This is a genomic window from Pseudomonas sp. Root329 (assembly GCF_001424925.1).
GTDB lineage: Bacteria > Pseudomonadota > Gammaproteobacteria > Pseudomonadales > Pseudomonadaceae > Aquipseudomonas > Aquipseudomonas arabinosi.
Genome location: NZ_LMCV01000009.1, coordinates 48,233 through 62,251, shown reverse-complemented (window position 1 = coordinate 62,251; position 14,019 = coordinate 48,233). Strand labels below are relative to the sequence as shown.

The following is a 14,019-nucleotide window of genomic DNA, read 5'->3' as shown; positions in this document are numbered from 1 at the left end:
CTGTCCCATCACCTGAAGGAGCGCTTCTATGTCCTGGTCCAAACCTGCTTACACCGACCTGCGTATCGGCTTTGAAGTCACCATGTACTTCGCAAGCCGCTAATCTTTTTGTAGCGCAGTGCAACGCCTCGGCTCGCCGAGGCGTTTTTATTTTCAGTTTTCGAATGATGGAGCGGCCATGTTTGTCCAGATTCTAGGTTCCGCCGCCGGCGGTGGTTTCCCCCAGTGGAACTGCAACTGCGTGAACTGCGCCGGTTTTCGTGATGGCAGCCTGAACGCCAAGGCGCGGACCCAGTCGTCCATCGCGATTTCCGATAACGGCGTGAACTGGGTGTTGTGCAACGCATCGCCGGACATCCGCGCCCAGCTCCAGAGCTTCGCCCCGATGCAACCGGGCCGCGCCCTGCGCGATACCGGCATCAACGCGATCATCCTGATGGACAGCCAGATCGACCACACCACCGGCCTGCTCAGCCTGCGCGAAGGTTGCCCGCACCAGGTCTGGTGCACCGACATGGTCCACGAAGACCTGAGCACCGGTTTCCCGCTGTTCACCATGCTGACCCACTGGAACGGCGGGCTGACCTGGAACCAGATCGAGCTTGACCGCAGCTTCATCATCCCGGGCTGCCCGAGTCTGCGTTTCACCCCGCTGCCGCTGCGCAGCGCCGCACCGCCGTACTCGCCGCACCGTTTCGACCCGCACCCGGGCGACAACATCGGCCTGATCGTTGAAGACCTCAACACCGGCGGCAAACTGTTCTACGCACCGGGTCTGGGCAAGGTCGACGCACCGCTGCTGGAGATCATGGCGGGCAGCGATTGTCTGCTGGTGGACGGCACGATGTGGGATGACGACGAAATGCAGCGCCGTGGCGTCGGCACCCGCACCGGTCGTGAAATGGGCCACCTGGCGCAGAACGGCCCCGGCGGCATGCTGGAAGTGCTGGAACAACTGCCCAACCAGCGCAAAGTACTTATCCACATCAACAACACCAACCCGATTCTCGATGAGGATTCGCCAGAGCGTGAAGAACTGGCTCGGCGTGATGTTGAAGTGGCGTATGACGGCATGAGTATTGTGCTGTAGCGGATAGCCTCTTCGCGAGCAAGCCCGCTCCCACATTCAATCGAGTTCCGTCAGAAGAATACGGTCGAATGTGGGAGCGGGCTTGCTCGCGAAGACGTCAGACCAGGCACCAAGGAATCCACCGGTCGTACCCGGAGAACCGAAATGACTGACACAGCAATGTCCCCCGCCGAGTTCGAAGCAGCCCTGCGCGCCAAGGGCGCCTATTACCACATCCATCACCCATATCACGTGGCGATGTACGAAGGCCGGGCAACGCGCGAACAGATCCAGGGCTGGGTCGCCAACCGTTTCTATTATCAGGTGAACATTCCACTCAAGGACGCCGCGATCCTCGCCAACTGCCCGGACCGCGAGATTCGTCGTGAGTGGATTCAGCGCCTGCTCGACCACGACGGCGCCCCCGGCGAAGACGGCGGCATCGAAGCCTGGCTGCGTCTTGGCCAAGCCGTCGGCCTCGACCCGGATCAGCTGCGCTCGCAGGAATTGGTACTGCCCGGTGTACGTTTTGCCGTCGACGCCTACGTCAACTTCGCCCGCCGTGCCAGTTGGCAGGAAGCCGCCAGCAGCTCGCTGACCGAACTGTTTGCGCCGCAGATCCACCAGTCGCGCCTGGACAGCTGGCCGCAGCATTACCCGTGGATCGATCCGGCTGGTTACGAGTATTTCCGCACGCGTCTGGGTCAGGCGCGTCGCGACGTGGAACACGGCTTGGCGATCACTTTGCAGCACTACACGACGCGGGCCGGCCAAGAGCGCATGCTGGAAATTCTCCAGTTCAAACTGGACATTCTTTGGAGCATGCTCGATGCCATGAGCATGGCCTACGAACTGAATCGCCCGCCGTATCACAGCGTGACCGAGCAACGGGTCTGGCATAAAGGAATCACCTTATGAGTTTTGATCGCAGCAGGACCCCGACCTGGCGTCCCGGCTACCGCTACCAGTACGAACCGGCGCAGAAAGGTCATGTGCTGCTCTACCCGGAAGGCATGATCAAACTCAACGAAAGCGCCGCACTGATCGGCGGTTTGATCGACGGCGAGCGTGACGTCGCGGCGATCATCGCCGAACTGGACGCGCAGTTTCCCGGCGTGCCCGAGCTCGGGGACGACATCGAGCAATTCATGGAGGTCGCCCGTGCTCAGCACTGGATCGAACTTGCCTGATTCCGCGTCAGACAAGTTACCGCCCAAACCGGAAATTGGCCTGCCGCTGTGGCTGCTGGCCGAGCTGACCTATCGCTGCCCGCTGCAATGTCCGTATTGCTCCAATCCGCTGGACTTCGCCGAGCAAGGCAAAGAACTCAGCACTGAGCAGTGGATCAAGGTCTTTCGCGAAGCGCGGGAAATGGGCGCGGCGCAGTTGGGCTTTTCCGGCGGTGAACCGCTGGTGCGCCAGGACCTCGCCGAGCTGATCACCGAGGCTCGCAAGCTGGGTTTCTACACCAACCTGATCACCTCGGGCATCGGCCTGACCGAGCAGAAAATCAGCGACTTCAAAAAGGCCGGCCTGGACCACATTCAGATCAGCTTTCAGGCCAGCGACGAGCAAGTGAACAACTTGCTGGCTGGCTCGAAAAAAGCCTTCGCCCAGAAGCTGGAAATGGCCCGCGCGGTGAAAGCCCACGGTTATCCGATGGTGCTGAATTTCGTGACCCATCGGCACAACATCGACAAGATCGACCGGATCATCGAGCTGTGCATCGCCCTTGAAGCGGACTTCGTCGAACTCGCCACGTGCCAGTTCTACGGTTGGGCGCAGCTCAACCGGGTCGGTCTGTTGCCAACCAAGGAACAACTGGTCCGCGCCGAACGCATCACCAACGAATACCGCGCCAAACTCGAAGCAGAAGGGCATCCGTGCAAGCTGATATTCGTCACCCCCGACTATTACGAAGAACGCCCGAAAGCCTGCATGAACGGCTGGGGCAGTATTTTTCTGACAGTCACGCCGGACGGAACCGCTCTGCCCTGTCACGGCGCCCGACAGATGCCGGTGCAGTTTCCCAACGTACGCGATCACAGCATGCAGCACATCTGGTACGACTCATTCGGCTTCAACCGCTTCCGCGGTTACGACTGGATGCCCGAGCCGTGCCGTTCCTGCGACGAGAAAGAAAAAGACTTCGGCGGCTGTCGCTGCCAGGCATTCATGCTCACGGGGGACGCGAGCAACGCCGACCCGGTGTGCAGCAAATCGGAACATCACGGCGTGATCCTCAAGGCTCGCGAAGAAGCCGAACACGCGACCCAGACCATCGAACAACTGGCCTTTCGCAATGAACGAAATTCACGACTCATCGCTAAAAGCTGAACCCTTCAGCGCTGCCAAGGCTGTTGCGGCCGGCATCGACTTCGCCGAGTTGCAGGTCGGCCCACATGGCTTGTTCTGGAACGAGTACCGCCCCGAGGACGCCGCCTGCCGGATCTGGCATTGGCGTGACGGACAGGCACATTGCCTGACGCCAGCGGGCTTCAGTGTGCGCAGTCGGGTGTACGAATATGGCGGTGGCGCGTTCTGTCTGACCAATGACGGGACAGTGTTCGTCAACGAGGCGGACCAACAGCTGTATCGGCAGTCGCTTGCCGGCGAGACACCTGAGTTACTGAGCTCAGGCGAATGCCGATACGGCGATCTGCAGTTCGCTAACGGGCAGGTATTGGCGGTTGAAGAAAACCGCGATCGGCATCGTCTGGTGGCTATCGATGTGGCTGACGGGGTACGTCATCTGCTGGCCGAAGGCGCCGACTTCTACGCCGCGCCGACCTTGAGTCCCGACGCGCAACGACTGGCGTGGATCGAGTGGAGTCGTCCGGACCAGCCATGGATCGCGACTCGCCTGATGGTTGCCGAACGCCAAAACGATGGCCGTTTTGCTCCGCCGCGTTGCGTGGCGGGCGAAGACGCCGAGGAATCACTGCAACAACCGAGGTTCGATACCAACGGCCGTCTGTTTTGCCTGACAGATCGCGGCGGCCACTGGCAGCCTTGGGTGGAATCGGCAGACGGTCTGAGCCCGCTGCCGAGTGCCGCCGCTGATCATGGGCCAGCGCCGTGGCAGTTGGGTGGCTGCACCTGGTTGCCGCTGAGCGAAGGCCGCTATCTGGCGAGCTGGACCGAAGACGGATTTGGCAGACTGGGTCTTTGTGGTGACGCCGGTGAAGATTTCACCGGCGATTACAGCCGCTTCCGCTCTCTCGCACTGGATGAGCAGTTCATTTACTGCATCGCCGCTTCGCCAGTCAGTTCATCGGCAGTCATTGCCATCGACCGCCAGACCCGGCAAGTCAAAACACTGGCTGGCGGTATTGCACCGTTGCCTGCCGAGCAGATCAGCGTCCCGCAAACCCTGTGCTACCCGAGCGGTTCGGGCGAGGCACACGGCTTCTTCTATCCAGCAATGACCGGCGACGCGAAACCGCCTCTGGTGGTGTTTATCCACGGCGGCCCGACGTCGGCCTGCTACCCCATGCTCGATCCGCGTATCCAGTACTGGGCGCAACGCGGCTTCGCCGTGGCCGACCTCAACTACCGCGGCAGCAGTGGCTATGGCCGGGCTTATCGACAAGCACTGCGTTTGAGCTGGGGTGAAGTAGATGTGGAAGACGCTTGCGCAGTCGTCGCTTATCTTGCCGATCGCGGACTGATCGACGGCAACAAGGCGTTTATTCGCGGCGGCAGTGCTGGCGGCTACACCACACTGTGCGCGCTGGCCTTTCACACAGTCTTCCGCGCCGGCGCCAGCCTGTATGGCGTCAGCGATCCTGTGGCGCTGGGACGGACGACTCACAAGTTCGAAGGCGATTATCTGGATTGGCTGATCGGCGACCCGGTGCAGGATGCCGAACGCTACGCCGCACGAACGCCGTTGCTGCACGCGGGCAACATCCGTGTGCCGGTGATTTTCTTCCAGGGTGAACTGGACGCTGTGGTGGTGCCGCAACAGACCCGCGACATGGTCACGGCGCTACAGGACAACGGCATTCTGGTTGAAGCGCATTACTACGCCGACGAACGCCATGGCTTTCGCAAGGCCGGCAATCAGGCCCATGCGCTGGAGCAGGAGTGGTTGTTTTATCGAAGGGTGATGGAATTGGCGGGCTGAAGATCGCGCTGAGTGCGGAAATTGCGGCGCCCCTTTCGCGAGCAAGCCCGCTCCCACATTTGATCACTGTCGCACACAAATTCTGTGCTCACTGAAGATCTAATGTGGGAGCGGGCTTGCTCGCGAAAGCGATCTGCCTAACGCCGCGAAACTCAACGCTTGGCGATGATGTACACCGCATGCACGATCCCGGGGATGTAACCGCACAGCGTCAGCAGAATATTCAGCCAGAACGCCCCGGCGAAACCGACTTGCAGAAACACACCCAGTGGCGGCAACAGAATGGCGATGATGATGCGAATAAAGTCCATGGGGTCAGCTCCTGATTAAAGTTGGCTCGCGTGAGCCCTACAGATAATCGACCTTTGCCGTTTGTCAGGGTTCAGTGCGGTTCTTCAGGCCAGTATCTCAAGACCGTGTTTCTGAACGATGCTCAGCAACTTCAACGCCATTCCGCTGGGGTGCTTGTCTCCCGATTCCCATTGTTTAACCGTCGAGGCGCTGGTGTTCAGATAACGCGCGAACACTGGCTGGCTTACGTTGTTGCGTTCACGTAGCGCTTTGATCTGCTCGGCCGGGATCGCGTCCGGAACCGTTGCAAGACATGATTCGTCGAATTCGCGCATGGTTGCTTTACTGATTGCACCGATGGCAAACAAGGCACTGGCCGATTCGTGTATCGATTCCGACATTTCACTTTTGAATCTTTTACTCATGAGATATCTCCACAAACTCCTTAGTGTCCAGCAGGTGCTGGACTTGCATCTCGGTCAATCCGCCGACACCCTCTAAAAAGCCATTGATCCCGATACGGCTCAAGCACTGAAATGCATTTGGCAAAACGCAGAGACAAAAAAAACGCCCCACGCCAAAAGAATCAGGCATGGGGCGATGCGTTATACCGCGAGACGGTTCGGTAATTCGTGTAGGGCGGGTCTGATCAGACGGCAATCCCTTTGCGGCACTGCAGTTGCGCAGTGCGCACGCGGGAGAAGGCGCGGGCCAGGCGCAGGAGCATTTCGTCGATATTGGCTTTGCTGACGGTCAGGGCCGGGGTAAAGCGCAGGCAGTCAGGCTGCGGAGCGTTGAGCAGCAAGCCTTCGTACAGCGCCGCTTTGACGACGGCGTCAGCCGATTCGTCGGACAAGGTAAGACCCCAGAACAGTCCTTGTCCGCGCAACTCGCCATGACCATAGCGATGGGATAAACGCTGCAGACCTTCGCTCAGGTGCTGACCGGTTTCCCTGACATGATCGAGAAATCCCTTGTCCTGCACGCTGTCGAGGACGGCAAGACCGGCCGCCGTCATCAGCGCATTGCCATGATGAGTTCCGGTCACTTCGCCAATGTCGAAACAGCAGGCTTTGCCCCGCGCCAACAACGCTGCCAATGGCACGCCACCGCCCAGCCCTTTACCCAGAACAACGATATCTGCCCGCACGTCGTAGGATTGTTCTGCGAGTAAAGTGCCACAGCGACCGATACCGGTTTGCACTTCGTCGAAGATCAGCAGAATACCCAGCTCACGGCACAGGCGCTCGACGCCTTTGAGGTAATGCTCGGTGGCCGGTATTACCCCGGCTTCACTCTGGATCGGTTCGAGCATGATCGCCACGGTCTGGGCGTCGACGGCCGCATGCAAGGCCGCAAGATCATTGAACGGCACGTGACTGAAGCCCGGAAGCAGCGGCTCGAATCGGTTAGTCAGATTCGAACTGTCCGACGCCGAAATCGTCCCCAGACTACGACCATGGCAGCCGTTGTTGGCAACGATAATCCGCGAAGCCCCGCCGCGATGCCGTTGGCCCCATTTACGCGCCAGTTTGATCGCTGCATCACAGGCTTCGCTGCCACTGTTGAGCAAATACGCCTGATCACTGCCGGTGCTGGAGCATAGGCGTTCAGCAAGATTGAGCATGCCGCGGTTATGCAGGCCGAAACCGGGATTAATCAGCGACTGAGCCTGCGCCGCGATGGCGTTGACCAGAACCGAAGGGCTGTGTCCGAGGCTATTGGCCCCGCCACCCTGTGAGAAATCCAGATAAGGGCGGTCATCGCTGTCCCACAACCATGAGCCCTGGCCGCGCACGAATATCTGTTTCGGTCGCTCGACACTGGGCATCAGGCACTCGCTGGAAAGATTGTCGCCTTGGGACGGCAAGAAGGCGTCCACGGCCAGGTCATCAAGACTCGGTGGATTGCGCCGCAAGCTGAACAAATTCATCTGATCAAACCTCGTGCGAGGTTTTTTGCCTTACCTATGTAAACACCATCGAAGCAAACGGTATTCATCGCGCTCTGTGGCCCTGTAAGCCTTGTTAATGCGGTTAGACTAGGCTCAGCCAAGGCCTTGAGCCATTTCGATTTCCCAGCATTTTCGATAAGCACACCTTATGGATTTCAAGCAACTGCGTTATTTCGTCGCGGTCTACGAAGAAGGTCATGTGGGCCGGGCTGCCGAGCGGCTTTCAATCTCCCAACCGGCGCTGTCCCAGCAGATCCGCCACCTCGAGCAAAACCTCGATGTGAGCCTGTTCGAACGCAGCAGCAAACGTCTGCTGCCCACCCTGGCTGCTCATACTTTGTACAACCATGCCCTGCCCTTGCTGGATGGGTTGCAGCGGGCACGGGAAGCCTTGGGCAACTTCAAGGGCCAAGCACTGCGCACGTTGGCCATCGGCGTATTGCAAACTGTCCACACCAGCCTGGTGCCGCAGATGCTCGAACGCGTGCGCAAGGCGCAGCCGCATTTGGTGGTGCAGATCTATGAACTGACGGGGCTGGAAATCGAGCGGCGCTTGCTCAATGGCTCGCTGGACATCGGCATCAGCTATCTGCCGCCTCGTCAGCCGGGATTACATGGCGTGATGCTGTACGAAGACGAACTTACCCTGGTCATCCCGGCAGATCACCCGTTGCGGGAATTCAAGAAAGTCTCGATGAGTCAGGCCGCCGAATTGCCGATGTTGCTGCTGGGTGAAGAGTTTCAAGTACGGCAGATCTGGCAGGCACAACTGGCCAATCTGGGACGACGTCCGCAGGTACAAGCAGAACTGAACAACATGGCGGGGATTCTCGACAGCCTGCCGCACACGCGGCTGGCGACGGTGCTGCCCGGACGCTCGCAACAGGCACACGGCAATAAGGAACTGTTGTGGAAACCATTGAGCGAGCCGAGGGTGCCGCTGAAAGTTGGATTGGTGTGTCGGGATGTGCAGCGACAACAGGCATCGCTGGCCTTATTGCGTACGTTGCTGGAAGAAGTGATGAATGGCTCGGAGGGGCGTTTGAGCAGCCCGGCAACACTGGATGAGATGAGCTGAGCACTTTTCTGCAGGCAAAAGAAAACCCCGCCGAAGCGGGGCTTTGCAGACTGTTTCCCTGACATCCATTTCACTCCGCCGTCCTGGCAGAATCCTACGTGTCCGTGTTGTTGCTTTGCGCTTCCTGCGCGACGTCCATGTGAAGTAGATTAGCTGTGGATCCAATCTTCATCTATGGGAGAAGAGCAGCACGTCATGTAAGAGAATGCTTACATGACGCTACATTGTCAGAACTGCCCTGCGTCCAGCAGGAACAACGACTCGCTGCCGGCCTTCACCGACGCGCTCAACGAGTGAATACGCGGCAGCAGACGTGCGAAATAGAAGCGCGCCGTGCCCAACTTGCTCGCGTAGAAATCGTCCTGCGCCTCTTTGCCAAAAGCGGCCTTGGCCATCAGTGCCCACATGTACGCATACGACACGTAACCGAATGCTTGCAGATACTCGACCGAGGCAGCGCCGATTTCGTTCGGGTTGCTTTTCGCCCGATCGAGCAGCCACGCGGTCAGTTCGTCGAGGGTAGTTACCGCATCGTTCAGCGGCTTGGTGAACTCGGCCAGATCAGCACTGGCAGTCGCGGTGAAATGACGGATCTCGTCGGCAAACAGGTTGTAGAACACCCCGCCGGTGCCGACGATCTTGCGCCCTACCAGGTCCAGCGCCTGAATGCCGTTGGTGCCTTCGTAGATCTGGGTGATGCGCACGTCGCGAACCAGTTGCTCCTGGCCCCACTCACGGATGTAACCGTGGCCGCCGAAAACCTGCTGACCGTGAATCGTGGTTTCCAGACCCAGGTCGGTGAGGAACGCCTTGGCCACCGGGGTCAGCAAGGCCACCAAATCTTCCGCGCGTTTGCGGGTCGTGGCGTCTTCGCTGAACTTGGCGGTGTCCAGTTGCATGGCAACGTAGGTCGAAAAGGCACGACCGCCTTCATTCGAGGCTTTCATGGTCAACAGCATGCGACGCACGTCCGGGTGGACGATGATCGGGTCAGCGACCTTGTCCTTGTTCTGCGCGCCGGTCGGCGAGCGGCTTTGCAGACGATCGCGGGCGTATTCAACGGCGTTCTGGTACGAGCGCTCGCCGCTGGCCAGGCCTTGAATACCAACACCCAGACGTTCGTAGTTCATCATGGTGAACATCGCGGCCAGGCCTTTGTTCGGCTCACCGACCAGATAACCCACCGCCTCGTCGAAGTTCATCACACAGGTCGCGGACGCCTGAATGCCCATCTTGTGTTCGATCGAACCACAGGTCGCCGGGTTGCGTACGCCCAGGCTGCCATCGGCATTAACCATGAACTTGGGCACCAGGAACAACGAAATGCCTTTCGGCCCCGCCGGTGCATCCGGCAGTTTGGCCAGTACCAAATGAATAATGTTCTCGGTCAGGTCATGCTCACCACCGGTGATGAAGATCTTGGTGCCGCTGACCTTGTAGGAACCATCGGCCTGAGGGTCGGCCTTGGTGCGGATGATCCCCAGGTCAGTACCGGCGTGTGGCTCGGTCAGGCACATGGAGCCGGCCCAAACGCCCGCGTACATGTTCGGCAGGTACGCGGCTTTCAGCGCTTCGCTGGCGTGGGCGTTGATCGACAGACAAGCGCCCGCGGTCAGCATCGGGTACAGACCGAACGACAGGCTGGCGGAGTTGACCATTTCTTCGACCTGCGCCGAAACAGCCTTGGGCATGCCCATGCCGCCGTAGGTCGGATCGCCACCGACACCAACCCAACCGCCTTCAGCGTAAGTCTGATAAGCCTGTGGGAAACCGGCCGGCGTGGTGACGGCACCGTCCGCCCAATGGCAACCTTCTTCGTCAGCCGCACGGCTCAGGGGCGCGATACTTTTGCTGGTGACCTTGCCGGCTTCTTCGAGAATGGCTTCGACCGTTTCAGCATCGACAGTCTCGGCCAGCGCAGGCAGCTCGGCCCAGAGTTTGGCGACCTCGAACACTTCATTGAGGACGAAGCGCATATCGCGCAGGGGCGCTTTGTAGTCAGCCATGGCAAACCTCGCAAGATCTAAACAGGTGATTCGTAGGAGTGGTGCTTTCGTTGGGTTCGAGTGTAACCCAACAACTTTTACGACACATAGGGTCAGCTCATGACCGTTTTGTTATTTTTAGTCACTGAAAAGCGAACCATTAAAGAAGCCCGCAACCAGGCGGGCTCTTTTACCTCGGCTTGAAACACTATAGTGCGAATAACTCCGCAGGCAGGTTCATCAGACAATCGCTGCCCGCCTCGATGGCCGCCCGATGAGCCGCCGTGCGTGGCAGCAAACGCTTGAAGTAAAACTCGCTGGTTGCCAGTTTTGCCTGGCAGTAATCGGCATCGCCGCTGCCCGAATCGAGCTGCGCCTGAGCGACCAGCGCCATACGCAGCCACAAATAGCCGAGGATGATGTAACCGCTATACATCAGGTAATCCACCGACGCCGCGCCGACTTCATCCGGATTTTTCATCGCCGCCATACCGACCTTGGTGGTCACCTCTCCCCACTGCTGATTCAGGTTGTTGAGCTGCGCCACGTAGTTGGCGAGTTGCGGATGTCCGGCGTTTGCCGCACAGAACTTGTGAACGATTTTGGTGAACCCGCGCAGCAATTTGCCTTGGCTGCCGAGGACTTTTCTGCCAAGCAAGTCCAGCGCCTGAATGCCATTGGTGCCTTCGTAGATCGGTGCGATCCGGCAGTCGCGTACCAGCTGCTCCATACCCCACTCGCGGATAAAACCGTGACCACCGAACACCTGCATGCCGTGGTTGGTCACTTCCAGTCCGGTATCGGTCATGAAGGCTTTGCAGATTGGCGTGAGGAACGCCAGCAGGTCTTCGGCATCCTGACGCGCCGTCACATCCGGGCTCAGATGCGCCACGTCCAGCAACTGCGCGGTGAAATAGGTCAGCGCCCGATTGCCTTCGTTGAAGGCCTTCATGGTCAGTAACATCCTGCGCACATCAGGATGAACAATGATCGGATCGGCAGCTTTTTCCGGCGCTTTCGGGCCGGTCAGCGCTCGCATCTGCAGTCGGTCGTTGGCGTATTTGATCGCGCCCTGAAAGCTCGCCTCCCCCAGACACAAGCCCTGCATGCCGGTGCCCAGTCGTGCATGGTTCATCATGGTGAACATGCAGTTCAGGCCCTTGTTCGGCTCACCGATCAAGAAGCCCTTGGCGTCGTCGAAGTTCAGCACGCAGGTAGCCGAGGCCTTGATGCCCATTTTGTGTTCGATCGAGCCACAGGAAACGCCGTTGCGCTCGCCCGCCTCACCCTCGGCATTGGGTAGGAATTTAGGAACGATAAACAGCGAAATGCCCTTGGTCCCGGCCGGAGCGTCCGGCAGTTTCGCCAGCACCAAGTGAATGATGTTTTCACTCATGTCGTGCTCGCCGGCGGAGATGAAGATCTTGCTGCCGGAGATTGCATAGCTGCCGTCAGCCGCAGGCACGGCGCGGGTTTTGATGATGCCCAGGTCAGTGCCGCAATGAGCTTCGGTCAGGCACATGGTGCCGGTCCATTGGCCGGCGGTGAGTTTGCTCAGGTAAGTCTGTTTCTGTGCTTCAGTGCCATGGGCGTGGATCGCCGACATTGCACCGTGAGTCAGACCGGGGTACATGCCCCAGGAGGTGTTGCTGGAGCCGACCATTTCGCTGATCACCAGCCCCAGTGAACTCGGCAAACCCTGGCCACCGTAAACCGGATCAGCCGCCAGACCATGCCAGCCACCTTCAACATATTGTGCGAAGGCCTGCTTGAAGCCTGTAGGCGTAGTCACCACGCCATTGTCGAAATGGCAGCCTTCTTCGTCGCCACTTCGGTTCAGCGGTGCGAGAACGTTCTCACAGAACTTTGCACCTTCTTCGAGGATCGCATTGACCATGTCAGGGCTGGCATCGGTGGCGCCCAGCGCGGCGTAGTTGCTGTGAAAATCGAAGACGTGGTCGATCAGAAAGCGCATGTCGCGAAGGGGAGCTTTGTACTCAGGCATGGTCATTTCTCCGGCAGCAGATTCCCCAAACCTACTGCCGCGCACCCGGCCTCACAATTACAGTCCAGACGCTGAATGCGCCATCATCACTCAATCAGTAGCGGCGTCCATGCGCACTGCGCCACGACGGTTTTGACCGAAAGCCACGACACAGTTGCGCCCCGCGCCCTTGGCACTGTAGAGCGCCTCGTCAGCGGACTTGAGCACTTTCTCGGGAGTGCGCTGCTCCAGTCGTTCGGCCACGCCAATGCTGACGGTGACCGACACACTTGAGGCGCCCGAGCCTGCGCGACGTTGACGGCCTTGCTGGTCGTCCTGAGGACGGCTGTCCTGATTGCGCAGTTGAATGTTGTAGGTGGCGATGGACTCGCGGATGACTTCCAGGTGCGGCATGCACTCTTCGAGGGTCTTGCCTGCGAACACCAGGGCGAATTCCTCACCGCCGTAGCGATACGCCCTACCGCCTCCGCCGATTTTCGACAGCTTGCTGGCGACCAGTCGCAATACCTGATCGCCGACATCGTGACCGTGAGTGTCATTGAATTTCTTGAAGTGATCGACGTCGCTCATCGCCAGCACGTAATTGCGCCCCAATCGCTGCATCCGCTCGTTCAGGGCTCGGCGGCCCGGCAGGCCGGTGAGTTCGTCGCGGAAGGCCATTTGGTAGGCCTCATGGGCGACCGCTGCGGCAATCATCAACATCACCTGACTGCACATGATGTTCAGGGTGAACGGCAGGATGAAGGTTTTCGGCAACATCCAGAACAACCCGAGCAAGCCCACCAGTTGGGCAGCATGCAAGGGTCTCGGGTTGCGCCAGTATTGCCAGGCCAGCAGCACGAAAGAGGCGATGAACACGGGATAAGACAACTGGATCAGGCTCATCCAGGCGCCATGCAGTGCCGGCCAGCGAATTTCCGAGAGCCACATCAACAGCGCTTGTGGATAACTTTGTTCGAGACCGAGCGCGACGCTACCGAACGCCAGCAACACAGCGAACCGCGCCACCATGTCTTGAAACAAATGAGTGCGCTCCTGCCACGCGGCGAAGATGCCGAACAGCAGCGGCAAGAGCAGGCAACACAAATGGAACACCACGGCTGCGTCTTCGCGGACCTTGCCGTTATCGCGGTAAAAGTCGGTCTGGGTGTCGAGCAAAAAGTAGGCGATGTACACCGTGACCATCAGGAACAGCTCGCGCTGTCGTCGGTAAACCGCGCAGTAAGCACCTCCGAGCAACAACACCAGGGTTGGCAGTACGTTGAACAGCGAGGTGAAAAAGACGTTCAGATCCTTCACGTACGCAGCCGCAAGCCCCGCGAGTAAAAGCAGTAATGACGGCAGGAAATGGCTGAAACGTACAGCGGAAGAACGCGGCAAGGGTAAAGCTCCGACCCGGCAAACAAAGATGGCATTGTGCCTGCTCTTTGAGCGACATGTCACATCGCCACCCTCTTTAACGGCAGCAAAGGCATTCTTCTTAGCGTTTTAGTCAGGAATATTTACGC

13 protein-coding genes are annotated in these 14,019 nt (G+C 59.1%); 7 read left to right on the top strand and 6 right to left on the bottom strand.

What is annotated here, in order from left to right; genetic code table 11:
- The first annotated feature begins 28 nt into the window (after nucleotides 1-28).
- The 6 genes from pqqA to ASC74_RS10240 all read left to right on the top strand — a co-directional run bounded on the left by pqqA (nucleotide 29) and on the right by ASC74_RS10240 (nucleotide 5,198).
- A complete protein-coding gene (gene pqqA / locus ASC74_RS30935) occupies nucleotides 29-103 on the top strand; it encodes a pyrroloquinoline quinone precursor peptide PqqA (protein WP_009045898.1) in 75 nt (24 codons plus the stop codon).
- A gap of 75 nt (nucleotides 104-178) precedes the next feature.
- On the top strand, nucleotides 179-1,090 hold the full coding sequence (gene pqqB, locus ASC74_RS10260; protein WP_056741290.1) for a pyrroloquinoline quinone biosynthesis protein PqqB: 912 nt from the start codon (nucleotides 179-181) through the stop codon (nucleotides 1,088-1,090).
- A gap of 144 nt (nucleotides 1,091-1,234) precedes the next feature.
- Complete coding sequence (gene pqqC, locus ASC74_RS10255; protein ID WP_056741289.1) at nucleotides 1,235-1,987, top strand: pyrroloquinoline-quinone synthase PqqC; 753 nt, start codon at nucleotides 1,235-1,237, stop codon at nucleotides 1,985-1,987.
- On the top strand, nucleotides 1,984-2,259 hold the full coding sequence (pqqD, locus tag ASC74_RS10250; RefSeq protein ID WP_056741288.1) for a pyrroloquinoline quinone biosynthesis peptide chaperone PqqD: 276 nt from the start codon (nucleotides 1,984-1,986) through the stop codon (nucleotides 2,257-2,259). Before pqqC ends, pqqD begins: the two co-directional genes overlap by 4 nt.
- Nucleotides 2,252-3,406 (top strand): pyrroloquinoline quinone biosynthesis protein PqqE, encoded by a 1,155-nt coding sequence (gene pqqE, locus ASC74_RS10245; protein ID WP_162247440.1) that lies wholly within the window; start codon nucleotides 2,252-2,254, stop codon nucleotides 3,404-3,406. The genes pqqD and pqqE overlap by 8 nt, the downstream gene beginning before the upstream one ends.
- On the top strand, nucleotides 3,372-5,198 hold the full coding sequence (locus tag ASC74_RS10240) for an alpha/beta hydrolase family protein (protein ID WP_056741286.1): 1,827 nt from the start codon (nucleotides 3,372-3,374) through the stop codon (nucleotides 5,196-5,198). Before pqqE ends, ASC74_RS10240 begins: the two co-directional genes overlap by 35 nt.
- Before the next feature lie 152 nt (nucleotides 5,199-5,350).
- On the opposite strand, the gene ASC74_RS30930 is transcribed toward ASC74_RS10240, so the two are convergent.
- The 3 genes from ASC74_RS30930 to ASC74_RS10230 all read right to left on the bottom strand — a co-directional run bounded on the left by ASC74_RS30930 (nucleotide 5,351) and on the right by ASC74_RS10230 (nucleotide 7,422).
- Nucleotides 5,351-5,509, bottom strand: a complete 159-nt coding sequence (locus ASC74_RS30930) for a YqaE/Pmp3 family membrane protein (RefSeq protein ID WP_007904205.1) — start codon at nucleotides 5,507-5,509, stop codon at nucleotides 5,351-5,353.
- An 84-nt stretch (nucleotides 5,510-5,593) separates the two neighbouring features.
- A complete protein-coding gene (locus ASC74_RS10235; protein WP_056741285.1) occupies nucleotides 5,594-5,914 on the bottom strand; it encodes a helix-turn-helix domain-containing protein in 321 nt (106 codons plus the stop codon).
- Between the two features lie 224 nt (nucleotides 5,915-6,138).
- Entirely contained in the window at nucleotides 6,139-7,422 is a 1,284-nt protein-coding gene (locus tag ASC74_RS10230; protein ID WP_056741284.1) for an aspartate aminotransferase family protein, read from the bottom strand.
- A gap of 169 nt (nucleotides 7,423-7,591) precedes the next feature.
- Between ASC74_RS10230 and ASC74_RS10225 the strand changes: the two genes are divergently transcribed.
- The gene (locus ASC74_RS10225) at nucleotides 7,592-8,521 is read left to right on the top strand and encodes a LysR family transcriptional regulator (protein ID WP_056741283.1); all 930 of its coding nucleotides are present in this window, start codon (nucleotides 7,592-7,594) and stop codon (nucleotides 8,519-8,521) included.
- A gap of 227 nt (nucleotides 8,522-8,748) precedes the next feature.
- On the opposite strand, the gene ASC74_RS10220 is transcribed toward ASC74_RS10225, so the two are convergent.
- From ASC74_RS10220 to ASC74_RS10210, 3 genes are all read right to left on the bottom strand, one after another.
- The gene (locus ASC74_RS10220) at nucleotides 8,749-10,527 is read right to left on the bottom strand and encodes an acyl-CoA dehydrogenase C-terminal domain-containing protein (protein ID WP_056741282.1); all 1,779 of its coding nucleotides are present in this window, start codon (nucleotides 10,525-10,527) and stop codon (nucleotides 8,749-8,751) included.
- Between the two features lie 187 nt (nucleotides 10,528-10,714).
- The gene (locus ASC74_RS10215; RefSeq protein ID WP_056741281.1) at nucleotides 10,715-12,511 is read right to left on the bottom strand and encodes an acyl-CoA dehydrogenase C-terminal domain-containing protein; all 1,797 of its coding nucleotides are present in this window, start codon (nucleotides 12,509-12,511) and stop codon (nucleotides 10,715-10,717) included.
- Between the two features lie 90 nt (nucleotides 12,512-12,601).
- Nucleotides 12,602-13,891, bottom strand: coding sequence for a GGDEF domain-containing protein (locus tag ASC74_RS10210; protein ID WP_056741280.1), 1,290 nt, complete (start codon nucleotides 13,889-13,891; stop codon nucleotides 12,602-12,604).
- Nucleotides 13,892-14,019: the final 128 nt, after the last annotated feature.

Coding starts and splice junctions, on each gene's coding strand:
- ASC74_RS10225 (WP_056741283.1), top strand. CDS start 7,592: ATGGATTTCAAGCAACTGCGTTATTTCGTCGCGGTCTACGAAGAAGGT.
- ASC74_RS30930 (WP_007904205.1), bottom strand. CDS start 5,509: ATGGACTTTATTCGCATCATCATCGCCATTCTGTTGCCGCCACTGGGT.
- ASC74_RS10230 (WP_056741284.1), bottom strand. CDS start 7,422: ATGAATTTGTTCAGCTTGCGGCGCAATCCACCGAGTCTTGATGACCTG.
- pqqC (WP_056741289.1), top strand. CDS start 1,235: ATGACTGACACAGCAATGTCCCCCGCCGAGTTCGAAGCAGCCCTGCGC.
- ASC74_RS10240 (WP_056741286.1), top strand. CDS start 3,372: ATGAACGAAATTCACGACTCATCGCTAAAAGCTGAACCCTTCAGCGCT.
- ASC74_RS10235 (WP_056741285.1), bottom strand. CDS start 5,914: ATGAGTAAAAGATTCAAAAGTGAAATGTCGGAATCGATACACGAATCG.
- ASC74_RS10220 (WP_056741282.1), bottom strand. CDS start 10,527: ATGGCTGACTACAAAGCGCCCCTGCGCGATATGCGCTTCGTCCTCAAT.
- ASC74_RS10215 (WP_056741281.1), bottom strand. CDS start 12,511: ATGCCTGAGTACAAAGCTCCCCTTCGCGACATGCGCTTTCTGATCGAC.
- pqqD (WP_056741288.1), top strand. CDS start 1,984: ATGAGTTTTGATCGCAGCAGGACCCCGACCTGGCGTCCCGGCTACCGC.
- pqqB (WP_056741290.1), top strand. CDS start 179: ATGTTTGTCCAGATTCTAGGTTCCGCCGCCGGCGGTGGTTTCCCCCAG.